Here is a 26,912-nt window from a genome sequence, read left to right as displayed (position 1 = left end):
AAACAAATGCAACAAGTAGCAATAGAGATAAATAATATAAGTAAAAAATTTGGCGAAACAACGGTTTTAGATGGAGTTACTTTATCATTAGAAAAAAATAAAATTCATGGATTAATAGGAAGAAATGGATCAGGGAAGACAATGCTCTTAAAGTGTATTTGTGGGTTTGTTATTCCAACGACTGGTACCATTAAAGTAAGTGATCAACAAATAGGAAAAGATTGTGATGTACCAGATAATGTAGGCATCATTATTGAAGCTCCAGGATTTCTTCCTAATTATGATGGATATACTAATTTAAAGTTTTTAGCAGCAATAAAAAGAAAAATCACGAAAGAACAAATTCTGGCTACCATTGATAAAGTTGGCCTTGATTCCAAAAGCAAGAAAAAGGTAGGGAAATATTCATTAGGGATGAGACAAAGGTTAGGATTAGCGCAAGCACTTATGGAAGAACCTGGTATTCTTATTTTAGACGAACCAATGAATGGATTAGATAATCAAGGAGTTGCAGATATTCGTAAACTTCTTTTAGAGTTAAAAAAAGAAGGGAAAACAATCATCCTTGCTAGTCATGGAAAAGAAGATATCGAAATCCTTTGTGATACAGTTCATGAAATGGATCATGGAAAGGTTATTAACTCCATAATAAAATAATAATTCATAGAGGAGGGACATTAGTTGCCATCCTCTATTTTTACGTATTACCCCCCTTATTATTTTCTTCTCATAAATTAATCTCCTATTGAATGATAGAAATAAAAATGTCAACTAATCTTTTGAAATCAGAATGTAAATTTTTCGTAAATAAATATTAATTTCATGTAAATAATATTCTGGAATAGTGTAAATTCTTGTCGGATGTTGTTATGATAACTTGGTATATGTCTTAAAAGAATTAGGTTTTAGGGGGACAAACTTTTGGAAATTAATTATCAAGAAATGATCTTCCAGTTTCTTGGAGGATTAGGGGTATTTCTTTTTGGTATTAAATATATGGGAGATGGTTTGCAGAATGCTGCAGGAGACCGTCTTCAGGAAATCTTGGATCGGTTTACGACAAATCCATTTATGGGCGTATTAGCCGGAATTTTTGTAACAGTGTTAATCCAATCCAGTTCAGGAACTACTGCCATAACAGTAGGGTTAGTAAGTGCTGGATTTATGACCTTGCGCCAAGCGATTGGCGTTATTATGGGGGCAAATATAGGAACAACGGTTACTGCCTTTATCATTGGGATTGATATAGGAGCATATGCTTTACCGATTATTGCAGCTGGTGCTGTCCTATTATTCTTCTTTAAAAATCCAAGAATCACTTCATTCGGTCAAGTTGTATTTGGATTTGGAGCATTGTTTTATGGACTAGAACTAATGAGTTCTGGTATGAAGCCGCTACGTTCATTAGAAGCTTTTCATGAGTTAACTGTTAATATGAGTAATAATCCGATTCTTGGAGTTGTAGTCGGAACAGTCTTGACATTAATCGTTCAAAGTTCAAGTGCTACAATTGGAATTTTACAAGAGTTATTTGCTACAGATGCTATTTCTTTGAAGGCTTCTTTGCCAGTTTTATTTGGTGACAATATAGGAACAACGATTACTGCGATTCTAGCTTCCATTGGTGCGTCGATAGCTGCAAGAAGAGCGGCAATGGTTCACGTACTCTTTAACATTATTGGAACAGTGATTTTTGTAATTATTTTAGCGCCATTTACTCATTTTATTACGTATTTGCAAGGAGTTTTAGGTTTAAATGAACCGATGACCATTGCATTTGCACATGGGATATTCAATGTATCGAATACAATTATTCAATTCCCGTTCATCTTTGCCTTGGCATGGATTGTGACAAAGTTAATTCCAGGAGAAGATGGAGGTATTATTACAAAACCGCAGCATTTAAACACAACCTTTATTGAACATTCTCCTTCTATCGCTTTAGGGCAAGCAAAGGAAGAATTAGAACGAATGAAGGATTTCTCTATTAAAGGCTTAGAAGAAGCATTCAAGTATTTACAAACAGGAGAAAAGAAGTATAAAGAAAAAGCGTTGCAATACGAGCAAGGGATTAATAATTTAGATAAGGAAATTACAAGCTATTTAGTCGAGCTTTCATCCAAAGCCTTAACACCACATGAAAGTGAAGAGTTTTCTATTTTGGTTGACTCAATCAGAGATATTGAAAGAATTGGGGATCATATGGAAAACATCGTCGAACTTGTGGATTATAAAATCAATAAAAAAGTAGAATTTTCAATAGATGCGAAAAATGAATTAGAAAATATGTATCGCTTTACAGTGGAAACATTAAAAACTTCCTATAATAGCTTTTTTGCAAAAGATGTGGAGCTTGCTAAAAAAGCTATTACAAACGAAGAAGAAATTGATAAAATGGAAAAACAATATCGTAAAAAGCATATAAGCCGTTTAAATGAACGAAAATGTAGTGGCGATGCCGGAATTGTTTTTGTCGATATTATCAGTAATCTAGAACGAGTAGGCGATCATGCTGCCAATATTGCAGAGGCGATAGCAATCGTTAAATAAGAAAGTTTATGACCACATGGGTGAATTCTCATGTGGTCTATTTTTCGAAAAAAGCTATAGGTTAAGTTAAATTGATAATTAACAAAAATAGGTAAAACTTCATAGGTGAATTTATTGAGAAAATAGGTATAAATAACGAAATATTCCATTTCTATTAATAAATTTACAAATTGCTAGTGTAGTTTTTACAATATTAAGTTATCTTTATATAGTAATTAATTCTATTAAAGAGTTTTTCGCAATAAATGGAGTAGAAGAGATTACGATTAATAGGTTGAGGAGGAAAAAGATTGAAGGGAAATAGTAGCGAAAAATTATTTTCAATATTTTTAATTTTCTTATTAGTTTTTTCGAATTTATTTAGTACATTTACGGTAAGAGCAGCATCAGAAAACTTAACGGCAACAGACTTATTTATTTCTGAGTACATAGAAGGCAGTTCCAATAACAAGGCGATAGAATTGTTTAATGGAACTGGAAAGGATGTAGATTTATCGTCTTATTCAGTTGAACTGTATTCAAATGGTAAAACAAATACTACGTCTACGCTTCGTTTAGAAGGTAATCTAAAACATGGTGAATTATTTATTATTGCTCATTCATCTGCTAATGAAGCCATTAAGGAAAAAGCGAATATGGTGAGTGGGGTTGCAAACTTTAATGGGGATGACGCCATAGTTTTAAAACATAATGAAGAAATCATTGATGTATTTGGGATAGTTGGCGAACAACAAGAATGGGGCGATGGCCAAACAAAGGATCATACTCTTGTAAGAAAAAATAATATCTCATCTGGAAATAAAGGAAAGAATCAATTCGATCCATCAGAAGAATGGGATACGTATAACCAAGATGATTTCTCTCATTTAGGCAATCATCTGTTTGGAGAAGAGTTATATGGAAATGAAGAGCCAACAACCGATCCAACTGAGCCCCAATCTATCAAAGAAGCACGAGCAATGGTTGGACAAAATGTAACAATTGAAGGGATTGTCACTGCTGATAATTCGAGCATCAGCGGAGGAAAGCTATCCACTTATATTCAAGATGAGGAAGCCGGCATTAATATTTTTTCTCAGGATGCAAGTTCTTTTCCTGTATTAACAGAAGGTCTGAAAGTAAAAGTAACCGGGAAAATAACAGAATATAATAAGTTATTGGAAATTGTCCCAGCAGAAGATGGAATTGAGGTGATTTCTGAAAACAATGAATTACCTGTACCAGTTACTATGAATCTAGCAGATTTAAATAATGATAGTGTAGCAGAATTAAAAGAAGGACAGTTAGTGAAAGTAAAAGGCTATGTGCAAACAGTTCCTGAAACTGCTGCAGGTGGCGGATATAATGTGACGGTGTTAGATGAAAGCTTTAATGGAACGACTATTCGAGTAATGGAAGAAACTGAGGCGATTTCGTCTATACAAACAGGAAAATGGTATGAATTCACAGGAATTCTTAGTCAATATAATACCTATCAAATTTTGCCTAGAAAAGCTAGTGATGTTCAGTTATTGGCAGAACAACCACCTTCTCCTTCTGCTAAAGGAGAATATGAAAGCACTGTTAGCAGTGTGGTAGACGGAGATACAATCCATTTACAAACTCCAGTATTAGGGACAACGAAAGTTCGCTATGTGAATATCGATACACCAGAAACCTATCATACTCCTCAGAATGAAGCAGATGAAAACCAATTAGAACATGGAAATAAAGCAAAAGAGTATTTAAATACGCTTTTAGAGCCTGGTGATAAAGTAATTGTAAAAGTAGGGGAAGAAGCAACAGATGATTATGGCCGTCTACTGGCACAAATTATTCGTAAGAGCGATCAATTAAATACCAATCTTGAAATGGTGAAACAAGGATATGCATCGACATATTTTATTTGGCCAGTTGCTGATGAAGCAGATTATGATATGTTCCAGTCCGCAGTGAAAGATGCAATGGATAATCATAAAGGGATTTGGGATAAAGACAATCCTTTAATGGAACAGCCTTTTGAATTTAGAGCTAGAGAACAAGGAAAAGGGTTATTGCGATATGTAGGAAATTCTGAAACAAAGAAATATGTGTTACCAGAAGATTTTCAGGAAGTACCAGTGGAAAATCGCATTTTCTTTGCTAGTGCCAATGAAGCAGAGAACAATGGGTATACAGCATTAAATGGTGGTGAAGAGAAGGATACAATTAAACTTCAGCTTCTAAGTGTAAATGACCTTCATGGAAAAGTGACAGAAGAATATGAAGATGAAAAGAAAGAAAATATAATTGGTAGAATGGATTATTTAGCACAGTACTTAAAAGAAAGGGAAGCTACAAATCCTAATACACTAATTGTACACGCTGGTGATATGGTAGGAGGGAGCTCCCCGCTTTCTGCATTGCTTCAAGATGAGCCTACTGTGGAGATGATGGAATCAATCGGCTTTGACGTAGGAACAGTTGGTAACCATGAGTTCGATGAAGGAGTAGACGAGATGCTCCGCTTAATCAACGGTGGGGATCATGTAAATGGAACAAAAGGGTATGATGGAATTGATTTTCCAATGGTAGCAGCAAATGTTGAATACAAGGATACTGGCAATCTAGTACTTGATCCATATACTATTAAAGAAGTAGAGGGAGTAAAGGTTGGATTTATTGGTGTCGCCACAACAGAAACGCCAGATATGATTATTGCAAAAGGAAATGAAAATATTCGCTTTACTGATGAAGCAGATGCTATTAATAAGTATGTGCCAGAATTGCAAGCCCAAGGTGTAGAAGCGATTATTGTTCTAGCACATGTTCCCGGAAATCAAGCTGGTGAAAGCGCAACTGGTGATATTGCCAAAATTGCAACAGAAGTAGATGATGCTGTAGACGTCATATTTGCGGCTCATAATCATGTAAAAGTTAATGCTGTTGTGGATAATAAATTAATTATTCAAGCTGGAGAATATGGAAAAGCTTTTGCAGATGTTGATTTAGAAATTGACCCGGAGACAGGCGACATTGTGAAAAAATCAGCTGAAATCGTGGATGTAGTTCAAACTGGAGTTACTCCAGATCCTGAAGTGTCTACTATTTTAGCAAAATACCAAGAATTAGTTGGCGAAAAGCTAAATGAAGTCATTGGCGAAGCTACGACTGATATGGTAGGTGGGTATGCGACAAAAGAAGCAGAAGGAGATAACCCTGTAGGAAATCTAATTGCTGACGGTATGAAAGCTGCAATGGATAGTGATTTCGCTTTAATGAATGGCGGCGGAATTCGCGATGATATAGTTTCCGGGGAAATAACGTGGAACGATTTATTTAACGTACAGCCTTTTAATAATACATTAGTAAAGTTAGAGATAAGTGGTAGTGATTTAGAAGAAATATTAAATAGTCAATTTAGTAGCTATGGACCAGATGTTAGTATTGGTGGATTTTCGTATACTTGGGATAGTAAAGCAGGAAAATATGGACAAGTAGTAGATATATTCTTGCCTAATGGGGAAAAAATAGATCCGAATGGAAACTATACTGTTACAGTAAATAATTATATGGCTGATCACACATCAGACCAATATCTTCTTCAAAAGCTTGGGGAGAATCCAATTCAAGGTGGAGAAGATTTAGAAGCAACGGTAGAATTTGTAAGAAGCTTTAGTGGTCCAATCTCTTATAATACAGGAAGAATTAAGGAAATAAATGCAGAACCACTTCCATCCATTTCTGGCCAGTTCCTTGGTGTGAATGATTTGCACGGGAAAATTGATGTAACAGGAACAGTTGATGGTGTTAATTATGGAAGAATGGATTATTTAGCTACCTATTTAAGAAAAGCAGAAGCAACGAACCCGAACACATTATTAGTACATGCAGGGGACATGATTGGTGGAAGTTCACCAGTATCAGCCCTTTTACAGGACGAACCAACTGTTGAAATAATGGAATCACTAGGCTTTGATGTTGGTGTAGTAGGAAACCATGAATTTGACGAAGGGGTAGACGAGATGCTCCGCATGATTAATGGAGGCGATCACCCTAAGGGAACAAGTGAATATGATGGTATGAATTTTCCAGTCCTTGCAGCAAATGTAGAATATAAGGAATCTGGTGAATTAGTATTAGATCCATATACAATAAAAGAAATAGATGGGGTAAAGGTTGGCTTTATTGGGGTGGCGACAGTAGAAACTCCAAGCATGATTGTAGCTACAGGAAATGAGCATATTCGCTTCACAGATGAGACAGAGGCGATTAATAAGTACGTTCCTGAATTACAAAATCAAGGAATTGAAGCAATCGTTGTTTTAGCGCATGTTCCTGGAAGCCAAGAAGAAGGAACAAATGAAATTACAGGAGAAATTGCAGATATTGCCCGAAATGTAGATGATGCAGTTGATATTATTTTTGCCGCACATAACCATGTGAAGCTAAATGGGGTTGTGGATAATAAGCTAATTGTTCAAGCATGGGAATATGGCAAGGCTTATTCGGATATTGATTTTACCATTGACCCACTAACAAAGGATTTCTCTGAAAAAACAGCGGAGATAGTGGATGTTGTTCAAGAAGATGTTACACCAGATTCTGAAGTAAAAGCCATATTGGATAAGTATATCGATCAAGTTGGTCCGAAGTTAAATGAAGTAATTGGAATAGCTGCTACTGACATAACAGGTGGCTATGCACAAAAAGGAGAAGTTGGCGATAATGGTCTTGGCAATTTAATTGCCGACGGAATGAAAGCCGCGATGGACAGTGATTTTGCCTTAATGAATGGTGGCGGAATTAGAGATGATTTACTGGAAGGAGAAATTACTTGGCAGGAACTCTTTAATATTCAGCCATTTAATAATACCCTTGTTAAATTGGAAATTACCGGTCAAGAGTTAAAAGAAGTATTGAATACACAATTTAGTTCCTATGGTCCAGACGTCAGTATTGCTGGCTTTAAATATACATGGGATGCATCTTTAGGACAATTTGGACAAGTCGTGGATCTACTTATGCTAGATGGAACGAAGCTAGATTTAGAAAAAACATATACAGTAACGGTTAATAGCTATATGTATCCACATAGTACCGATTCATACTTACTAAATACGTATGGGGAAAATCCAATTCAAGGACCAGAGGATTTACAGGCAACGGTCGATTTTATTAAATCTTTCGATGAACCAATTGCCTATACTGCTGAAGGACGTATTTCAGAAGTTTCCAGTGGTGCTGAAGAACCTGAAGTAGACCCAGAAACTCCAGGTGATGGGGATGAAGATCAAGGAGACGATCCAGAAACCCCAGGTGATGGAGAAGAAGAGCAGGGAGAAAATCCAGATGCTCCAGATGATGGAGAAGATGAAAATGGTACGCAAGATAACGAAAGTGATGGATCTGATGAAGGTACAGAAACTTCATTAGATGAAAACAATGATACAGTTAATCAGCCAGAGAAAGAAAAAGGAAATCTATTGCCAAATACAGCGACAATGACTTACAATTTTATCATAGTAGGATTATTATTATTCTTCATAGGAGTTGTTGTTTTCTATGCAAATAATAGAAGAAAGGCATAGGATATCATGAGATGGACAAAATGGTTATCCCTCCTGCTTATAGTAGGAGGAGTACTTTTTATTGGTTATGGCGTCTTCAATATTATGGACACAAAAGCGCAAACAGAGAATTCCTTATCGGAAGCAAAAACAGCCATTAACAAGGGGAATGAAAAATGGGTAGATAAAGAAAGCGACCGTTTTATTCCATCCATTGGTGATGCAGTGGGGCTATTGGAGATTGATAAGATTGATGGCATATTACCGATTGTAGAAGGTACCGATCCAGATGATCTTGATAAAGGAGTCGGCCATTATAAAGGCAGTTTTTACCCGAATGAAAATGGACAAATTGTCTTGTCAGGTCATCGAGATACAGTATTTAGGAGAGCGGGAGAACTAGAAATCGGGGACGAGTTAAAAATTGTGTTGCCATATGGAGAATTCTCTTATCAAATCACTTCGACAAAAATAGTTGAGGCAGATGATCGTTCGATTATTACGTTAGATGATTCAAAAGAGGAGCTAATTCTAACAACATGTTATCCTTTTAGATTTGTAGGAAACGCTCCACAGCGCTATATTATTTATGCAGAAAGAATGTAAAAGCAAGATATTGCTAATTTTTCAAAATTATTAAAATGGCATATATCATATCCTTTGGTACATCACTTTACGTAGTGATGTACCTTTTTTAGTAGCTTCTAAAATAATTCCTAATCTAAATATTAAAAAAAGGTAAAAATGGAACTTTATATAAAAAATTTCGTAAGAGTAATAATAACCAAGGTAAATAGCTTTTATATGTTACTAATAGGAAGGGGAGAAGTTAGATGGCATGGTTGCTTCTATGTGCAGTTTTTATTATTTGGTTGAGTCTATTTTTACGTAAAAAACTAACGTTTAAATTTGGTTTGTCTCCTAAAGTATTAGAGATAAAGCCAATTAAAGGATTAAAAAAATTGAATGACGATTTAGATCGCTCCCTTACTAGAAGTTATATGGAAAATGTAGAAAATAGAGTGAAGGAAGAAAATAAATTAAAAGAAAATGAGTATGAATGGCGCCTACTTGATTTAAAACGTTACTTTGTTTTAACTTCTCTTTTAAAAGAGTCTCCAATGTTTAGTAAGAAAGTCGATGAATTATGGCATCAAATGCTTATGTTCACCCGTGAATACGACGATTTTTCTAGAAAATATTTAGGTACTACTCTTCATCACAGTCCTAATGTGAAGGCAAAGTCTGACCCTGATCTGCGAGGATTTTTTGATTGGGTATATGCGGAGCTTTTTCTTATAAGAAAGGAGAATATCTATTTATACAATGGCTTTTTCCGGTATCCTGTTCATCCCGCAATCATTGAGGACTTTAAGGATTTATCAGAAGCTGAGCTGCTTGAACGATATTTTAAAAGTGACACGAAATATCTTCCAACGGTATTTGCACTTATTGCATCTATGAAAAAACAGTAAGGAAGGTAAGGGATTATCAAAAGAGCGTCATATATGACAAAATGGAGAAAGGGAAAAGAGAACAAAAATTTAACATTATGCTTGTTCCTTTTTTATCTGTTTCTTATTTTCATTATGAAGATTTTTCAAGTTATATGAAAATAAGTAGTAGTAGCTCGTCAAGCTGCACAAGTTGCGGATCTGGATCGTTTTTCTCCTGTAATTCTTGTTCGTCTGATAACTCCTGCTCGTCAGGTAGCTCCTGTTCCAGTTGTGGTGGTAGTTCAGATTAAAAATGTTTCAAAAGGATAGATAAAAATTATATGGAACATACTTTTATCTATCCTCTTGATGTTTAAAAAATACTATTCCAAATTAGCATGCTTTCCATACATTTTATTGGAATCTAATTCTTTTATTTCCATGTATTTTAAAATGACGCTATCCAAGACAATTAGGAGTAATTGTTCGAACAGGGAGCCCATTGGCTGTAAGCTTTTTGCATCTTCATTTCCTCTATCTTTTGGATAACCAGGCATTTTTATAACTTGATTAGCTAGTTTACCAACAGTAGAATCAGGAGAGATTGTAAGAGCTGCAATGTTTCCACCAATACTTTTTGCTTTTTCTACTATGGTAATAATACTTTTTGTTTCGCCGGACCCAGTCCCTATAATAAGTAGGTCATCCTTTTCATAGGTAGCGGTAACCGTTTCACCCACAACATAGGCATCGATTCCCATATGCATCATTCGCATTGCAAATGACTTAAGCATAAATCCAGAACGGCCAGCGCCATATACGAAAATTTTCTTTGAGTGAAGAATATGCTCAACAAGTTTTTCTAAATCCTCATTAGCAATAAGTGTTCCAGCTTGAGATAGTTCTTGAATAACTTGGCCAAGATAATCGCTTGTTTTCATGATTTATCCTTGAGCAATTAGTTCTTTAAATTTAGAAGCAGCTTCACTTAGGTTATCTTGGCTAGTAATTCCTCCACCAACGATAACTAAATCAGGTTGTGCAGCAATAACCTCAGGCAATGTTTCTAATTTAATTCCACCAGCTACAGCAGTTTTTGCATTTTTTACAACACTCTTAATTGCCTTTAAATCTTCAAAAGAATTTTTTCCTACTGCTTGTAAATCATAACCAGTATGAACACAAATGTAGTCAACACCAAATTCATCAAGTTGTTGTGCACGTGTTTTAATATCTTTAACTGAAATCATGTCAACAAGAATTTCTTTGCCAAGTTTTTTCGCCTCAGCAACTGCACCTTTTATAGATTCATCTTCAGCAACCGCTAAAATAGTGACAATGTCAGCTCCTGCATTTACTGCTTGGCTTACTTCATATCTTGCTGCATCCATAATTTTCAAGTCTGCTAAAACGGAAACGTTTGGAAAAGCTTCTTTCACTTGCTTTACCGCGTGAAGTCCTTCATTTATGACAACGGGTGTTCCAATTTCAACAATATCAACATATTGTTCTACCTGTTTTACAACCTCAATTGCTTGTGGGATATTAACTAAATCTAATGCTAATTGTAATTTCATTTTTAGCACGCTCCTTTTCTTTTTCACTTTAATTATTGAGATGTTTGAAATGTTAATTTCTGTACAAACGTCATTATACGTTTTATAATCCATTTAAGTAAGTACGCACTTTATTTTTATATAGTGCCTAAAAGTATACTAAGTGTATTTTGCATGAAGGAGGTTTATGGATGGAACGAATGGCAGGTAAAGAATTCAACTGTGAGAAAGAATTAACGTTAAGTATCATAGGCGGAAAATGGAAGATGCTCATTCTCTGGCATCTGGGAAAGGAAGGAACAAAGCGATTTGGAGAATTAAAGGCTTTGATACCTGGAATAACGCAACGTATGCTTGTGAATCAATTACGTGAATTAGAAAATGACTATATTATAAAAAGAGTTGTCTATCCTGTTGTTCCGCCAAAAGTGGAGTATTCTTTAACAAAGGAAGGGGAATCCCTTATGCCTATCTTAGATGCAATGTATAGCTGGGGAAGAAATTATATGGACACTGTGCTTGAGAATCCTCCAGTAATAAAGGAACTAGAGTCATTGGATAAATAAATTTCATCTACAAAAAGAAAACCTTCCTTGTGAGGTTTTTTTCTCTTTTATAGATGTATGATGCTACACAAAGGCTCTCCGCAAAGTAACAAAGGAGCGTTCTCTGCGCCTGCAAAGTGAAAAATAAAGAAGTCATTTCCAAGTCCCCTTTTTAAAAGGAAAGGCAGTAACCATTCAAATGTAATTTTGTATTGATATAAAACATTTCCTATGGTATATTCAACATATATTAGTGCAATCGTTTGCACGAAGAAACAATAGAAATCATACATTTTTTTAATCGGAAATGACAGCGTTTACCATAATGATGGAGGTACAAGTATGGCAGTAACAATTAAAGATGTTGGTAAATTAGCAAATGTTTCTCCCTCCACAGTCTCAAGAGTGCTTGCAAACCATCCAAAAATAAGTGATGAAACAAAGCGAAAAGTCCGCGAAGCAATGGAGGAATTAGGATACCATCCAAACCTTCAAGCAAGAAGCCTAGTAGTAAAAAGCACGAAAACAATCGGAATTATTATGCCGAACTCAACGGAGAGGGTACTGGAAAACCCGTTTTTTCCAGAAGTACTAAGAGGTATTTGTTTGGAGGCCAGAAAAAGTCAGTTTGGAATATATTTGACAACTGGAGCAACAGAAGAAGAAATATTGCAGGAAGTTATCGAGATGGTTCATGGAAAAAGAGTCGATGGAATTATTCTTTTATATAGTAAAACGAATGATCAAATTATGGACTATCTTTTACACAATAATTTTCCGTTTACAGTTATTGGTAGACCTTATCAAAATGCGGAAAGAATAACGTTTGTCGATAATGATAATGTGTTTATTACAAAGCAAATTACCGAGTATTTAATTCAGTTAGGGCATAAAAAAATTGCCTTTATTGGTGCAAATATGGAAATGGTCTTTACAATTGACCGACTAAAAGGATTTAAACAAGCATTAAAGGAAAATGGAATTGCTTATCAAAAGGAATTAATTGTATATGATAAGGAAATAGCTGGGAGAACGAAAGAAAAGCTTGCTGAAATATTGAATATGGAGAGTCGCCCGACAGCATTAGTTGTTTCCGATGACTTTATTGCAATTGAATTAATCAGCTACGCAGAGGAACTTTCTATATCTATTCCAGAAGATTTATCGATTGTTGCCTTTAATAATATTTCAACCGGTAAGTACATGAAGCCTTCGTTGACAAGTGTTGATATCAATATTTTTCAACTTGGCGTCGAAGCAACGAAATGTTTACTTGATGATATAACGTATCCTAATTCAGTAATGAAGCGAATAACAGTGCCAGCGAAAATGGTGGAAAGAAACTCATGTTGTAAAGTAGCAGAGTAATACAAGCTTAATAGTGGTAATAAGACAGAAACTAGATGTAGAAAGGGAGTTAAAACAGTGACGCAAAAGTGGTGGAAAGAAGCAGTAGCATATCAAATTTATCCTAGAAGTTTCATGGATTCAAATGGAGACGGGATAGGCGATCTAAAGGGGATTATAACAAAATTAGATTATTTAAAAGATCTTGGTATTGATTGCATTTGGATTTGTCCAATGTATAAATCTCCCAATGATGATAATGGCTATGATATTAGCGACTACCAGGATATTATGGATGAGTTTGGAACAATGGCTGACTTTGATTTACTTCTCTATGAAGTTCATCAACGTGGAATGAAGCTAATCATTGATTTAGTTATAAATCATACGAGTGATGAGCATAAATGGTTTTTGGAATCTTGCTCATCTTTAAATAACCCAAAGAGAGACTGGTATATTTGGAGAGATGGCGTAGATGGGAAGGAGCCTAATAACTGGGAAAGTATATTTGGCGGGTCTGCATGGAAGCTTGATGAGACAACGGGACAGTACTTTATGCATATTTTCTCAACAAAACAACCGGATTTAAACTGGGAAAATGAAGATGTAAGAAAAGCTATATACGATATGATTAATTGGTGGCTTGATAAAGGAATTGACGGTTTCCGAATTGATGCAATCAGCCATATCAAAAAAGAAGAAGGATTAAAGGATATGGATAATCCTTTAAATTTAGACTTTGTTCCATCCTTTGATAAACATATGAATGTGGAGGGAATTCAAACCTATTTAGAAGAATTAAAAAACGAGACATTTGCTAAATATGACATTATGACAGTTGGAGAAGCAAATGGAGTTAAAGTGGAAGAAGCAGAGCTTTGGGTTGGAGAAACAAAAGGTAAATTTAATATGGTCTTTCAATTTGAGCATCTCGATTTATGGGATAATGAAAAAAATTACGGCGTAGATGTTATGGAATTGAAGCAAGTACTAAATAAATGGCAAAAAGGTTTAGAGAATAAAGGCTGGAATGCGCTATTTATCGAAAACCATGATAAAGCGAGATCTGTCTCTACATGGGGAAATGATAAAGAATATTGGAAAGAAAGTGCGAAGGCTTTTGGCATGATGTATTTCTTTATGCAAGGAACGCCATTTATCTATCAAGGTCAAGAAATAGGCATGACAAATGTTCAGTTTCCGACAATTGAGGAATATGATGATGTGGCAACAAAAAATCTATATAAATTGAAACGAGAAGAAGGAGTTAGCCATAAGGAGATAATGGAAATTATTTGGTCTTCTAGCCGTGATAATTCTAGAACTCCAATGCAATGGTCAAGCGAGGCTTACGCAGGATTCTCCCGACATACTCCTTGGATGGGGATTAATCCTAACTATTTAGATATTAATGTAGAAAACCAAAAGAAAGATCCAGATTCTATTTATCATTTTTACAAGAAAATGATAGAGTTGAAAAAATCAGGTCCTATTTTAACCTATGGAACCTTTGATTTAGTAGATGAGGAAAATAATCAGGTATTTGCTTATACGCGAACACTAGATGATAAAAAAATGGTTATTATAACTAATTTATCAGCAGAAGAGGCAGTATTTGAAAATCGTGTTGTAGAGTTAGAGCATGAAAATCTATTGTTAGCGAACTATGCAGTGGAAGAGCATGAGCCAACTACTTCGATTTCATTGCAGCCGTATGAAGCAAGATTATATATGTGTAAGTAACATGTAGTTTAAAGGCAAAAGTGCATCTAAAAGTCAGATTAACTGGCATTTTGGATGCACTTTTTTGTGTGTTAAGTGAAATTCATCCGTAAATAACGTGGGATTAAAGCCTAATAGTGGAGATATCAGCCAAAGCAAACAGGATATCAGCCAAAGCAAACAGAATATCAGCCAAAGACCAAATAAATCAGCCAAAGCAAACAGGATATCAGCCAAAGCAAACAGGATATCAGCCAAAAGCCAAATAAATCAGCCAAACGAAAGAATCACTTTTTTAAACAAATTACCGCCATCGTACACCGAGAGATGCAGATTAATTCCTTATTATCATTCACTATTTTGATTTCATAAACCATGCTAGATTTTCCTTGATGAATAACTGTAGCAGTTGCAGTTACTATCCCCTCTTTTACGGAGCGAATGTGATTTGCATTTATTTCTTGTCCAAAAACAGCCTGTCTTTTCGAATCAACTAGACTTGCTGCTCCAACACTGGCAGCCGTTTCTGCTAAGGCAACGGAAGCCCCGCCATGAAGGTAGCCAAAGGGTTGTTTTGTTCTTTCATCAACTGGCATTGTCGCAATACATTCTCCATTTTTCACATTCACTATTTTGATTCCTAAGCTTTCCATAAGCGTATTTTTCATTGAAATGTTTGGAAACATAATCTTATTCTCCGTTTGTTTTTTTTCCTTATTATAACATAGGTATCTTTTAAGTTCGTTTGCCCCTTCCTTTAATAGGAATGTCATCGCTTTTATCTTCCTCTTAAGTTTTAATAAAACGCTCACTATTTATGGAGGAAAGGGAGAAAAACTGATGGTAAAGGTTCGATTGAATAGTCTTCCTGTATCTTTTAGGAATGAAAATTTTTTGTTGACATAAAAATAACAATAAAGTTAAAATATTTAATAGTTAAGCTATTTAACTAAAAGAAGGAGAGGTGACTGTTATTAATCGAAAAGAAATAGATCAAATTATTGACCGATATGTCAGTATAAATTTTTCAGTAAATCGCAAATTTGATCAGCTAATTAGACAGGAAATCGGTGATGTTCTTACTACAGAGCAGCATTTTACGATGCGCCATATAAATAATGTCCATGTATGTACATCGACTGAGCTTGCGGTTGTCTTTGGTGTTAAGAAAAGTGCCATTACACCCATTATCAATCGTCTTGTTGAAAAAGGATGGGTGGAAAGAACAAGGGACGAAAAGGATAGGCGTGTCATTTATTTAACCTTGACCATTGACGGCAAAGTGATTTTTGGCGAAATGGAGAAAAAAATTCAAAGTGTGATTGAATCTGTCATCTCGAAATTTGAACATACTGAAATTCAAAATTTCTTAGATACTTATGCAAAATTAGATGGACTGATTGAGGGAAATAAGGAATAAAGGTTGGAGGTAAGAAAGTGAATGCTATTTTAAAAGGAAAATGGTTTGTTCTTGGAGCTTGGATTATCGCTATAGTAGGATTATTTATCATCGCTCCAAATATGGGAGATCTAGTGGAGGAAAAAGGACAGATTAGTATACCTGATGAGTATTCCTCTTCCCAAGCAGGAAAGATTCTGGATGAAATTCAAAATCAGAAAAATGTGGGAGAGCAGTCATCTGTAGCACTTGTCTTCCATAATGACAAAAAGTTATCTGATAATGATATAACGGAAGCGAAAAAGGCAGTTGAAGCATTAGAAGCAAACAAGGAAGAGCTTGGAATTACAGATATTATTTCTTCTTTTACCAATGAAGATTTAGAAGATCAATTGGTTTCAGAAGATGGAAAAACCATTCTCACCTCATTAACGATTAGCTGGAATGGCCGAGAAGCAGAGGAAGTAAGTGATGCATTATATAAAACGATCGAAGAATATGATGTAGATCACTTTTATACGAGCAATTGGATGATTGACCAAGATTTAGTTAATAGTTCGCAAGAAGGGTTAAAGAAGACTGAAGGGATAACAGTTGTCTTTATTCTTGCAGTGCTATTAATTGTATTTAGATCAGTTATTGCACCGTTTATTCCATTAATCACAGTAGGTGTTACCTATTTAGCATCTCAATCTATCGTGTCTATTTTAGTAGATAAATTTGATTTTCCGATTTCCACCTATACGCAAATCTTCTTAGTTGCAGTACTCTTTGGCATAGGAACAGATTATTGCATTCTTCTATTAAGTAGATTTAAAGAAGAAATGATGCACAGGGAAAGTATTTGGGAGTCGATAGTGGAAACGTACAAGAATGCAGGCAGAACCGTATTTTTTAGTGGTGTCGCTGTAATGATTGGTTTTGCTGCGATTGGATTCTCTAAATTTGTACTTTATCAATCTGCTTCTGCTGTCGCGGTTGGAGTAGCAATTCTATTGGTTGCCTTGTTCACGGTGGTGCCAATCTTCATGCTACTGCTAGGGAATAAATTATTTTGGCCGTCAAAAGGGTCAGCAGAACATGGAGATAGTAAGATTTGGGCAATGGCAGGTAATTTATCCTTAAAGAGACCATTGTTATCCTTATTAATTGTTGCATGTATCTGTGTGCCTTTCCTTGTCACATATGATGGGGATCTTTCTTTTAATTCCTTAGAAGAAATTAGTGATGATTATCCATCTATTAAAGCATTTAATGCCATTGCTGACAGCTTTGGACCAGGAGAATCGATGGCAACAACTGTTATCATTAAAAATGATGATGAATTAGACTCGATTGAATACCTATCATTAGCAGACTCGGTTACAACTGAATTAGCTAAAGTAGATTTAGTCGATAAAGTTCGTTCCATAACGAGACCAATGGGAGAATCGATTGAGGATTTTTATATTTCTAATCAGGCTAAGACGCTAGAAGAGGGATTGGATCAAGGAAAAGAAGGACTTGATCAAATAAGTGAAGGACTTTACAGTGCTGGAGATGAGTTGCAAAGTTCTGAACCGCAGCTTAATGAAGCGGCCGATGGGATTAATGGGCTTATTAAAGGAACCGATGATGTTAAAGCCGGCTTAGGCGAAATTCAAAACAATCTCGAAAAGATTGAGCAAGGCATTCGTCAAGGATCGGCTGGGTCTGATCAAATAAAAGCTGGTTTAGTAGAAGCAAAAACAGGAGCAGAAGCATTATTGGCTGCACATAAAGATTTACAAAGCGGCTATAAAAAAGTGGAAACTAATTTAGCCACTGCCCTTTTGGAATATCAAAAAATTGGTTCTGGTGTAGAGCAATTAGCCACAGGTCTAAATAAAATTCCAAAAGAAACATTTGGCTATTTAGAAAATAAATATGCTGGATTGGCTGATGAGGAAGGCTACCTCGGTATAAGAGAAGGATTTCTAGGAGCTCAACAGCAATTACCTGCCATTAGCAATGGGATAAGTCAATTAAATGATGGCCTTGCAGAATTACAATCGGGAGTAAGTGCCGCAAATGAAGGCTATGCTGAGATTCTAAAAAATCAAAGCAATATTTCAATTGGGCTACAGCAATTAATTGATGGAATAGACCAACAGCAAAAAGGGTTAGATCAACTAGCAGACGGTCAAGGGCAAATTGTTGAAAATATGCCTAAATTAACGAATGGCTTAAGCAGTATTAATGATGGACAGAAGCAGTTATTGGATGGTTTTAGCGAAATTGGCGGACAGCTTGGGCAATTAACCGATGGACTAACACAAAGTGCGGAAGGATTAGATCAAGTTTCCGATGGAATAGGTTCCGCTACAGACTATTTAGCTGGTTTATCCAAGAATGAAACAAATAGTTTCTATATTCCAGAAGAAGTATTAAAGAGTGACGAATTCAAGGACGCATTAGATACGTATTTATCTCCCGATCGCAAAATTATGACTTTTGATGTTATTTTCGCAGATAACCCTTATTCTAACGATGCCATCGATCAAATTGATGTGATAAAGGATAGTGTGGAAAGTATAACAAAAGGGACGAAGCTAGAAAACGCTGAAGTTGCTGTTTCAGGAATTACCAGTACAAACGCAGACCTTCGAACGATGTCAGATGCAGATTATACGAATACCGTTATTTGGATGATGATTGGAATTTCAATTGTATTAATCTTTTTATTCCGTTCCATCATTATGCCAGCCTATATAATTGGATCATTGATTTTAACATTCTACACAGCACTTGGAATAAATGAAGCTATCTTTGTCAATATGCTTGGCTATACAGGAATCAGCTGGGCAGTACCATTTTTTGCCTTTGTTATTTTAGTGGCTTTAGGTGTGGATTATAGTATCTTCCTTATGGATCGCTTCAATGAATATAAGGATTTAACAATAAAAGAAGCGATGCTAGAAGCAATGAAGAGGATGGGAACTGTCATTATATCAGCAGCCATTATTTTAGGTGGTACATTCGCAGCAATGATGCCATCAGGAATGCTTTCCTTATTGCAAATAGCTAGTATAGTATTAGTTGGATTATTTTTATACGCGTTTATCATCTTGCCATTGCTTATTCCTGTACTTGTTAAGAATTTTGGAGAAGCAAACTGGTGGCCGTTTAAACGAGTTAATGACTAAATAAGAAAGAGGAAGACCTTTAGGCTGTAACCTTAAAGTCTTCCTCTTTTTATTATTAAATAGAGTTTTCGCTAGTATTATTTAATTTACTATGCTTAAAACCGTATGAAAAATAAATAATCAATCCGATTACTAGCCAAACGACAAAGCCTTTCCATGTGAAGCTGCTTAGCTGAAGCATTAAATAAACGCAAAAAATGACAGCTAGTCCTGGAATATATGGTACGAAAGGAGTTTTAAATCCTCTTTGAAGGTTTGGCTGAGTGTAACGTAAGACGACGACACCAAGGGAAACCATAGTAAATGCAAATAATGTCCCAATATTGGTTAGTTCTGCTAATCGATCTAATGGCACTAAACCAGCAAAAATTGCTACTAAAGCGGATGTTATCCATGTGCTGACAATAGGTACTTGGTTTTTCTTACTAACCTTTTGCATAGATTTTGGAAGCAAACCATCTTTACTAATGGCGTAAAAAAGGCGAGTTTGCCCAAACATCATTACCATTAAGACGGTCGTGATTCCGATAATAGCACCAAGAGAAACAAAGCCAGCTACCCAATTTTGATTAATATAGCTAAGAGCAAAGGCAACAGGATCTTTGACATTTAATTGATGATAAGGAACAATTCCAGTTAGAATAAGCGATACAATAATATAGAGTATAGTACAAATGGCTAAGGCGGAAATAATCCCAATAGGCAGATTTCTTTGTGGATTTTTTACTTCTTCTGCTGCTGTAGAAACAGCATCAAAGCCGAAATAAGCAAATATCACAACAGCTGCCCCTGTAGTGATTCCAGAAAAACCAAATGGTGTAAAGGGTACCCAATTATCAGGTTTTACATACCAGACACCAACAAATATAAAGAGTAAAACGACTGCTAATTTAATGAATACCATAATGATATTCCATTTTGAGGACTCCTGAATCCCTCTCGTTAATAAAAGCGTAATAATAAAGACGATTATAATAGCAGGGATATCGATAAATGTACCATTTGCAGGGTTAAAGGCACTTGTCATAAAAGTAGGCAAATGGATACCAAAACCTGATAACAGGCTTTGAAAATAACCTGACCAGCCACTTGCCACAGCGGCCGAAGCAAGTCCATATTCCAATACTAAATCCCAGCCCAAAATCCAAGCGATTACTTCTCCAAATGCTACATAGCTATAAGTATAGGCACTGCCTGACTGCGGAATCATAGAAGCAAACTCCGAATAGCATAAAGCCGCAAAAGTACAGGCAAGGCCTGCAATTATAAAGGAAAGAATAAGAGCAGGTCCTGCATATTTAGCAGCGGCAACACCTGTCAATACGAAAATGCCAGTACCAACAATTGCACCGACCCCTAACATCGTTAAATCAAATGCACCGAGTACACGATTAAGCGAGGTATTAGTGCTTGACGTTACTGCCTTTTTTCTGAAGATACTCATGTAAACCTCCTGATGATAAAAAATTGCGAAAATTGCATAAAAATGTCGACCAAATTGAAAAACGACTTTCCTATTTTACTAATTTTCATATAGACTGTAAAGAAAGTTTTTTCTAAAAAATAAAGAAACTTGTTCCTTTTTGTTACAATTTGGTGAAAATAATAAGGACATCGAATAAGATCTATATTCAAAAGAAAGTGTAAAAAAATTCAATCGTTTTTTCTTGTTATTTTTCATTATTGGATTGATAATAAGTTGTAAAGTAAAAAAATTTCTATTGGCTAGGTATTATAAATCGTCAGCGTCAGGAGTCTTTCACATGGAAATATTGCTTTCATTTTTTCGAAAAAAAGGAGTAAAAAGAGTTTTAATTTTAATTTTAATTAGTTTATGCCTTTATTTTGTACGAAGTATGATAAATCTCCTTTTATTTACTTTTATTTTTTCCTACTTAATGGATAGACTTGTTCAGGTATTTACAAGTAAGTTTGCAATTAAACGGACAATAGCTGTTATCTTACTCTATTTTTCAGTGATATTCTTGCTTATATATGGGATTTCCACCTATTTACCTGTTGTCATTCAGCAAATATCTGGATTAGTTATTCAGCTTACAGATTTTTATATGCAGCCACATGATAATGTTGTGTTAAATTTTATAGTGAATAAAATCAATGATTTTAGTATCACAACTTATTTGCATCAGGGAATCACCTTTATATTTAAGTATTTTACTAATATTTGGGGAAATCTTCTTCAAGTGTTTATGGCGATCGTGCTAAGCTTATTTTTTCTGTTAGAAAAAGATCGCTTACGATTGTTTGCTAATCGTTTCCATACTAGCAAAATAGCACCGATTTATTTTGAATGCATGTATTTTGGAAAGAAATTTGTTGCTACTTTTGGAAAAGTAATTGAAGCACAATTTATAATTGCCATAATTAATTGTATCTTAACGACAGCTTCTTTATATTTTCTTGGATTTCCTCAATTATTTGGTTTAGGCATTATGATATTTTTGCTTGGTCTTATACCAGTTGCAGGTGTGATTATTTCTTTCATTCCATTATGCATTATTGGCTATACGGTCGGAGGAATAAGTCATGTCATTTCGGTTGTTATCTTAATTATGGTTATCCACTCTATTGAGGCATATATTTTAAACCCAAAACTAATGTCTTCTAAGACAGATTTGCCAGTATTTTTCACATTTATTGTCCTTATTTTCTCTGAACACTTCTTTGGAGTCTGGGGATTAATCGTCGGTATCCCGATTTTCATATTCTTGTTAGATATATTAGAAGTGAAGAGCGACAAAAAAGAGGGAAGTAAAAAAAGTTCAAACAAAAAAGTCATCTCAAAATGAGGTGACTTTTTTGTTAAGGATAGTATTATTCACTAGGTTTATAAGAACACTACAATAATAATAATGGCAATAATGATACGATAAATTGCAAATGGTGTTAATTTAATTCGATCAATTAACTTTAAAAAGAATCGAATGGAAATTAATGCAAAAATAAATGCACTGATAAATCCAACAATAAAGAATGGAAGAGACGCAGATGTGATATATTCCCAATTGTTTAATAAAGAAATAAAGCTTGCCCCGGCCATAATCGGTACAGCCATAATAAAGGTAAAATCAGCTGCGACACGGTGACTTAGTCCCATAAGTACGCCACCAGATATCGTTGATCCAGATCTTGAAAAGCCTGGCCATAAGGCAATACATTGGAATAGACCAATGAAAAACGCTTGTTTATTGGTGATTTGATCCAAAGAAGTTGTAGTTGGTTTCTTTTTCTTTTGTGTATAGTCTGCGATAATCATCAGAATAGCTCCAACAATCAAAGCGTACACCACTGTTTCAAAATTAAATAGATGTTCATCTATGTAATCATCAAAAAGGAGCCCTAAAACACCAGCTGGGATCAACCCAATGATAACTTGTACGAGGCTCAATTTATGTCCTGTTACTTTTTCGCCATCAATCGTTTTTTTCAAACCAAGAATATTAAGAAAGCGATCTTTGAAGATAATGACTACTGCTAAAATCGATCCTAATTGGATCACTACTTTAAAGGTATTTGCTACTTCAGGTGAAATAAGTTCTCCTGATTTTAACCATAAATCATCAACAAGTATCATATGTCCTGTTGATGAAACAGGTGCAAATTCAGTTAAACCTTCTACTATGCCTAAAATAAAGGCAACAATTAATTCCCATAATTTATCCAAGCCTTGTTCACTCCTATTTATCAATTAATATGTAAATTACTTTTTCAAAAACATACACCCAACTATCATAACAAATATTTTGCAAAAGCTGAATGATATGTGATGTAAAATTTCTGCCATTTAAATTTTTACATAGAGTAAAACGTAGAAATAGAATTATAAGTTTCACTAATTTTATCAAAAATTCTTTGAGTTAAAATGCTTAATAAGAGGAATGAAGATATACTAAGGAAGTAAAGTAGAGGGGGAGAGAATAATATGGCTCGAAAAGGAATTCTATCTCTTGGTGATGCGTTTATCGATTTTGTTTCACAAACAAGGGATAATAACAGTTTTGATAGAAATTTAGGAGGAGCTTCTGTTAATGTCGCTGTACATATAAGTAGATTTGCTATTCCAAGCTTTTATATTACAAAGTTAGGAATAGATGAAGATAGTATATTTGTGGAAGAAGAGATGCAAAAGGAAAAAATAAATTTGGATGAAAGCGTTCGGACATCAACAAAGAAAATTTCCAAAGTTTTTGTTCATCTCGATGAAGATGGGGAAAGACACTTTCATAACTACGAAAATGAAACTCCCGATGAAGTCGTATTGGAATCAGATATTAAAGGACAATCATTTGAAAATAAAGCTATTTTCTATTTTGGATCAGGTACACTTTTTCATCCACATGCAAGAGCAGCAACGAAAAAAGCAATAAGCTTAGCAAAGGAAAAAGGGCTGCTAATTGCTTTTGATGCGAATATACGCTTGAAAAGATGGAATAAGGAAGAGGAATGTAGAGAGGTGATTAGAGAACTTTTGCCTTTTGTTGATATTCTAAAGCTATCAAGAGAAGAGCTTTATTTTCTAATGGAGGTAGATACGGTGGAAGAAGGGATGGAAGAGCTGGCAAATTTAAATATCCCATTTCAGCTTGTTACTCTCGGAGAAAAAGGAGCTATTGGACGATTGCTTGAGAAAAAAATGCATGTACCTGCAGAGGCGGTGAATGTTTTAGATACCAATGGCTCTGGCGATGCATTTATGGCAACAATTCTATTTTATATACACGAAAAAGGATTCCCTAATTCAGAGGAAGAGATGGTGAATTATATAAGGTGTGCCAATAAGCTAGGAGCAATGGTCGCAACTAAAAAGGGATCCTTACCTCCCCTGGATAATTATCGATCACTTGTCCTAAAATGAATTAATTAGACATATTGAGCATCCTGAATACATAAACTCCTAGGTGATAAGCGAGAATGGCGGCTCCACAGTTTAAGCTTGCGACTTGGCTTAGGCGTACCCCATGGAAAGGAAAGTGCATGTAACGAAAACATCCTTAATTAAAAAATTGCTTTAAGCATGCTTACATAGAAGGAACAACCATCATGATGGCAGAATTCTTATGTAAGGATGCTTTTTGTCACTTTTTAAGTCTAAAGACGTAGACAAAAATAATCCAAGAGTTTGTTTCAAGACTTAGATAATCTTTATATGATAGTACAGAGGAATGGAAAAAGTAATAGGTGTCTTTGAAAATTAAAAGATACATCAGAACAATTATTTCCTTACGATCTATTTATTTACGAAAGTAAAGTGAAAAGAGTGTAAATTACGGATTTTAGAAGGGAGGGGTGTTTGTGTGACGGAAAAAAAAGTATATATTATTTTATCTGATACAGGAACATTATTCACACGTTGTATTAAGTTATTTACGAGAAAGCCCCATAATCATGCATCTATTTCCTTTGATCCACAACTAAATGAAGTGTATAGTTTTGGCAGAAGGAAACCTAGCAATCCCTTTGTTGGCGGCTTTGTTAAGGAAAATGTAAAACATGATTTTTTTCGAAAAAGCCGTTGCATCATATATTCCATCTCTGTGACGGAGACACAATATGAAAAAATGAAGTGTAAGATTGAAGAAATGGAGAAAGAACAAAGAAATTACCGCTACAATCTTCTTGGCCTATTATTTATTTTATTTAAAATACCTTATAATCGGAAAAATGCTTATTTTTGTTCACAGTTTGTTGCATCTATCTTACATGAAAGTGGTGTTTTATTTTTTACTAAGCCACCTTGTTTAATAACCCCATATGATTTATTAGATGAATATAATATGCATAGGGTTTATGAAGGGGAATTACAATTATATCCACTTGTTTTTACGAAAAAAGCAGCATGAAGCTATTATATTTTTATCATACCTAGACAACAAATGTTATACCCCTACTAAGGATAGCTTCTTGGTAATTAATATCGTTAGTAAGGGGATTTTTATATAAATGAAAAAAGTGACCCTTTAAAGGGTCGCTTTTTTGGTATGAAATGGATATAGCGCAAATGGTTAATGACAGAACTTTTGGTGAAAATAAAAGTTAGAAGGAAAGCTTTGACAAAGGTAATCCCCATATAATATGATAACAATTGCTGACAAGTCTTATCGGAATTAGGAGGATTAATATGAAAAAATTAAGTATATTGTTTAGTTTATTACTAAGTCTTACCATTGTTTTAGCTGCATGTGGTGGTAATTCAGATAATGAATCAAATGATTCTGCAGATAAAAATGATGACAAAACAGATTTATTAGCGCAAATTAAAGAAGATGGAAAATTAGTAATTGGTACGGAAGGTACTTACCCTCCCTTTACTTTTCATGATGATTCAGGGAAATTAACGGGATTTGATGTGGAAATCGCACAAGAAGTCGCAAAACGATTAGGTGTAGAAGCTGAATTTATGGAAACACAATGGGATGCCATATTTGCTGGACTTGATGCAAAGCGTTTTGACATGATTGCAAACCAAGTAGGAATTAATGATGAAAGAACAGAGAAGTATTCATTCTCTGATCCATACATTTCTTCTTCTGCAGTACTTATCACAAGAGAAGATTCAGATGTAAAAAGCTTTGAAGACATTAAAGGATTGAAGTCAGCACAATCATTAACAAGTAATTACGCTGAAATCGCCAAATCTAACGGTGCTGAGTTAGTTGGGGTAGATGGATTTAATCAAGCTGTTGAATTGTTAAATTCAAAACGAGTGGATGTAACAATTAATGATAAATTATCATTTTTAGACTTTAAAAAACAAAAGCCGGATGCAAAAGTTGTGATTGCTGATACTGCAGATGATGTAGCACAAAGTGGATTAATGTTTAGACAAGGAAATGATTCGTTAGTAGAAGCGGTAAATACAGCATTACAAGAAATGATTGATGATGGTACGTATAAATCAATATCTGAGAAATGGTTCGGAGAAGATGTACTTAAATAATATCTTTACAGACCCAGAAGCATTCCAGCGATATTATGATATTGCCGTTAGTTCCCTTCTTCCTTTGGTGAAGGGGGCTATTTTATATACGATACCACTATCAATTATTTCCTTTATCATTGGACTGATCTTAGCTGTATTAACCGCTTTAGCTAGATTATCAAGTGTTAAAATTTTGCAAATCATTGCAGGGATTTATGTTTCCGTAATTCGAGGAACCCCTTTACTCGTACAGCTTTTCATTATTTTTTACGGGCTTCCGAACATTGGCATTACGCTTGAACCATTTATAGCAGCAATCATTGGTTTTTCCTTAAGTGTTGGAGCGTATGGGTCAGAAATAGTTAGAGGTTCCATATTGAGTATTCCTAAAGGGCAATGGGAAGCTGGATATTCGATTGGAATGAGCTATGCCCAAAATTTAAAAAGAATTATTTTGCCACAGGCTGCGCGCGTGTCCATTCCACCATTGTCGAATACATTTATAAGTTTAATTAAAGATTCATCCCTTGCTGCCTTAATCCTAGTAACAGAAATGTTTCGAAAAGCACAGGAAATAGCAAGCACAAACTATGAATTTTTGCTTCTATACTCAGAGGTTGCGCTTTTATATTGGCTTATTTGCTTCCCTCTATCTATTATTCAGCAGAGTCTTGAAAATCGCTTCGGACGTCACTTGAATAAATAATCAAGCTTCTAATTAGAAA

Annotated in this window: 21 protein-coding genes; 16 read left to right on the top strand and 5 right to left on the bottom strand. The window is 35.0% G+C overall.

Annotated features, from left to right (window positions below):
- Nucleotides 1-6: 6 nt before the first annotated feature.
- The 5 genes from ACTNDN_RS05600 (at nt 7) to ACTNDN_RS05580 (ending at nt 9,553) form a co-directional block, all read left to right on the top strand.
- On the top strand, nt 7-657 hold the full coding sequence (locus ACTNDN_RS05600; protein ID WP_235248262.1) for an ABC transporter ATP-binding protein: 651 nt from the start codon (nt 7-9) through the stop codon (nt 655-657).
- 264 nt (nt 658-921) lie between these two features.
- Nucleotides 922-2,550: a Na/Pi cotransporter family protein gene (locus tag ACTNDN_RS05595; protein WP_441130842.1), complete on the top strand. Its 1,629-nt coding sequence runs from the start codon at nt 922-924 to the stop codon at nt 2,548-2,550.
- A 290-nt stretch (nt 2,551-2,840) separates the two neighbouring features.
- Nucleotides 2,841-8,099 carry a 5'-nucleotidase C-terminal domain-containing protein gene (locus ACTNDN_RS05590; protein ID WP_441130841.1) on the top strand — a complete coding sequence of 1,753 codons (5,259 nt, stop codon included), beginning with the start codon at nt 2,841-2,843 and terminating at the stop codon, nt 8,097-8,099.
- Between the two features lie 6 nt (nt 8,100-8,105).
- Nucleotides 8,106-8,684: a class D sortase gene (locus tag ACTNDN_RS05585; RefSeq protein WP_441130840.1), complete on the top strand. Its 579-nt coding sequence runs from the start codon at nt 8,106-8,108 to the stop codon at nt 8,682-8,684.
- 227 nt (nt 8,685-8,911) lie between these two features.
- Nucleotides 8,912-9,553 carry a hypothetical protein gene (locus ACTNDN_RS05580; RefSeq protein WP_441130839.1) on the top strand — a complete coding sequence of 214 codons (642 nt, stop codon included), beginning with the start codon at nt 8,912-8,914 and terminating at the stop codon, nt 9,551-9,553.
- A 344-nt stretch (nt 9,554-9,897) separates the two neighbouring features.
- Here ACTNDN_RS05580 and hxlB read toward each other — a convergent pair whose 3' ends face one another.
- Both hxlB and hxlA read right to left on the bottom strand, forming a co-directional pair.
- Nucleotides 9,898-10,455 carry a 6-phospho-3-hexuloisomerase gene (gene hxlB / locus ACTNDN_RS05575; protein WP_441130838.1) on the bottom strand — a complete coding sequence of 186 codons (558 nt, stop codon included), beginning with the start codon at nt 10,453-10,455 and terminating at the stop codon, nt 9,898-9,900.
- A gap of 3 nt (nt 10,456-10,458) precedes the next feature.
- Nucleotides 10,459-11,091 carry a 3-hexulose-6-phosphate synthase gene (gene hxlA, locus ACTNDN_RS05570; RefSeq protein ID WP_031536365.1) on the bottom strand — a complete coding sequence of 211 codons (633 nt, stop codon included), beginning with the start codon at nt 11,089-11,091 and terminating at the stop codon, nt 10,459-10,461.
- A 170-nt stretch (nt 11,092-11,261) separates the two neighbouring features.
- Here hxlA and ACTNDN_RS05565 point away from each other — a divergent pair, with 170 nt between their 5' ends.
- The 4 genes from ACTNDN_RS05565 (at nt 11,262) to ACTNDN_RS05550 (ending at nt 14,953) form a co-directional block, all read left to right on the top strand.
- Nucleotides 11,262-11,636, top strand: coding sequence for a winged helix-turn-helix transcriptional regulator (locus tag ACTNDN_RS05565; RefSeq protein ID WP_031536364.1), 375 nt, complete (start codon nt 11,262-11,264; stop codon nt 11,634-11,636).
- A 321-nt stretch (nt 11,637-11,957) separates the two neighbouring features.
- Complete coding sequence (locus tag ACTNDN_RS05560; protein ID WP_031536363.1) at nt 11,958-12,983, top strand: LacI family DNA-binding transcriptional regulator; 1,026 nt, start codon at nt 11,958-11,960, stop codon at nt 12,981-12,983.
- Between the two features lie 57 nt (nt 12,984-13,040).
- Entirely contained in the window at nt 13,041-14,705 is a 1,665-nt protein-coding gene (locus ACTNDN_RS05555; RefSeq protein ID WP_349204995.1) for a glycoside hydrolase family 13 protein, read from the top strand.
- Nucleotides 14,706-14,821: 116 nt separating this feature from the next.
- Nucleotides 14,822-14,953, top strand: a complete 132-nt coding sequence (locus tag ACTNDN_RS05550) for a hypothetical protein (RefSeq protein ID WP_349204994.1) — start codon at nt 14,822-14,824, stop codon at nt 14,951-14,953.
- Between the two features lie 18 nt (nt 14,954-14,971).
- Here ACTNDN_RS05550 and ACTNDN_RS05545 read toward each other — a convergent pair whose 3' ends face one another.
- Nucleotides 14,972-15,370 (bottom strand): hotdog fold thioesterase, encoded by a 399-nt coding sequence (locus tag ACTNDN_RS05545; protein ID WP_349205006.1) that lies wholly within the window; start codon nt 15,368-15,370, stop codon nt 14,972-14,974.
- A gap of 278 nt (nt 15,371-15,648) precedes the next feature.
- On the opposite strand from ACTNDN_RS05545, the gene ACTNDN_RS05540 reads away from it, so the two are divergent.
- Together ACTNDN_RS05540 and ACTNDN_RS05535 are read left to right on the top strand one after the other, a co-directional pair.
- Entirely contained in the window at nt 15,649-16,104 is a 456-nt protein-coding gene (locus ACTNDN_RS05540; protein WP_284561416.1) for a MarR family winged helix-turn-helix transcriptional regulator, read from the top strand.
- A 17-nt stretch (nt 16,105-16,121) separates the two neighbouring features.
- On the top strand, nt 16,122-19,247 hold the full coding sequence (locus ACTNDN_RS05535) for an MMPL family transporter (protein ID WP_349204993.1): 3,126 nt from the start codon (nt 16,122-16,124) through the stop codon (nt 19,245-19,247).
- A 55-nt stretch (nt 19,248-19,302) separates the two neighbouring features.
- Here ACTNDN_RS05535 and ACTNDN_RS05530 read toward each other — a convergent pair whose 3' ends face one another.
- Complete coding sequence (locus ACTNDN_RS05530) at nt 19,303-20,691, bottom strand: amino acid permease (protein WP_284561414.1); 1,389 nt, start codon at nt 20,689-20,691, stop codon at nt 19,303-19,305.
- Between the two features lie 319 nt (nt 20,692-21,010).
- Here ACTNDN_RS05530 and ACTNDN_RS05525 point away from each other — a divergent pair, with 319 nt between their 5' ends.
- Complete coding sequence (locus ACTNDN_RS05525; RefSeq protein ID WP_235248191.1) at nt 21,011-22,057, top strand: AI-2E family transporter; 1,047 nt, start codon at nt 21,011-21,013, stop codon at nt 22,055-22,057.
- Between the two features lie 38 nt (nt 22,058-22,095).
- Here ACTNDN_RS05525 and ACTNDN_RS05520 read toward each other — a convergent pair whose 3' ends face one another.
- Nucleotides 22,096-22,932: an undecaprenyl-diphosphate phosphatase gene (locus tag ACTNDN_RS05520; protein WP_235248190.1), complete on the bottom strand. Its 837-nt coding sequence runs from the start codon at nt 22,930-22,932 to the stop codon at nt 22,096-22,098.
- Nucleotides 22,933-23,190: 258 nt separating this feature from the next.
- Here ACTNDN_RS05520 and ACTNDN_RS05515 point away from each other — a divergent pair, with 258 nt between their 5' ends.
- The 4 genes from ACTNDN_RS05515 (at nt 23,191) to ACTNDN_RS05500 (ending at nt 26,893) form a co-directional block, all read left to right on the top strand.
- Nucleotides 23,191-24,123, top strand: a complete 933-nt coding sequence (locus ACTNDN_RS05515; protein ID WP_031536354.1) for a carbohydrate kinase family protein — start codon at nt 23,191-23,193, stop codon at nt 24,121-24,123.
- A gap of 439 nt (nt 24,124-24,562) precedes the next feature.
- The gene (locus tag ACTNDN_RS05510) at nt 24,563-25,108 is read left to right on the top strand and encodes a hypothetical protein (protein ID WP_031536353.1); all 546 of its coding nucleotides are present in this window, start codon (nt 24,563-24,565) and stop codon (nt 25,106-25,108) included.
- Between the two features lie 278 nt (nt 25,109-25,386).
- On the top strand, nt 25,387-26,205 hold the full coding sequence (locus tag ACTNDN_RS05505; protein WP_284561413.1) for an amino acid ABC transporter substrate-binding protein: 819 nt from the start codon (nt 25,387-25,389) through the stop codon (nt 26,203-26,205).
- The gene (locus ACTNDN_RS05500) at nt 26,192-26,893 is read left to right on the top strand and encodes an amino acid ABC transporter permease (RefSeq protein ID WP_031536351.1); all 702 of its coding nucleotides are present in this window, start codon (nt 26,192-26,194) and stop codon (nt 26,891-26,893) included. Before ACTNDN_RS05505 ends, ACTNDN_RS05500 begins: the two co-directional genes overlap by 14 nt.
- The last annotated feature ends 19 nt before the right edge of the window (nt 26,894-26,912 follow it).

This window comes from Niallia sp. HCP3S3_B10 (genome assembly GCF_052064465.1).
GTDB lineage: Bacteria > Bacillota > Bacilli > Bacillales > Cytobacillaceae > Niallia > Niallia hominis.
The sequence above is the reverse complement of the archived record's forward strand: the minus strand, read 5'-3'. Positions and strand labels throughout refer to the sequence as shown.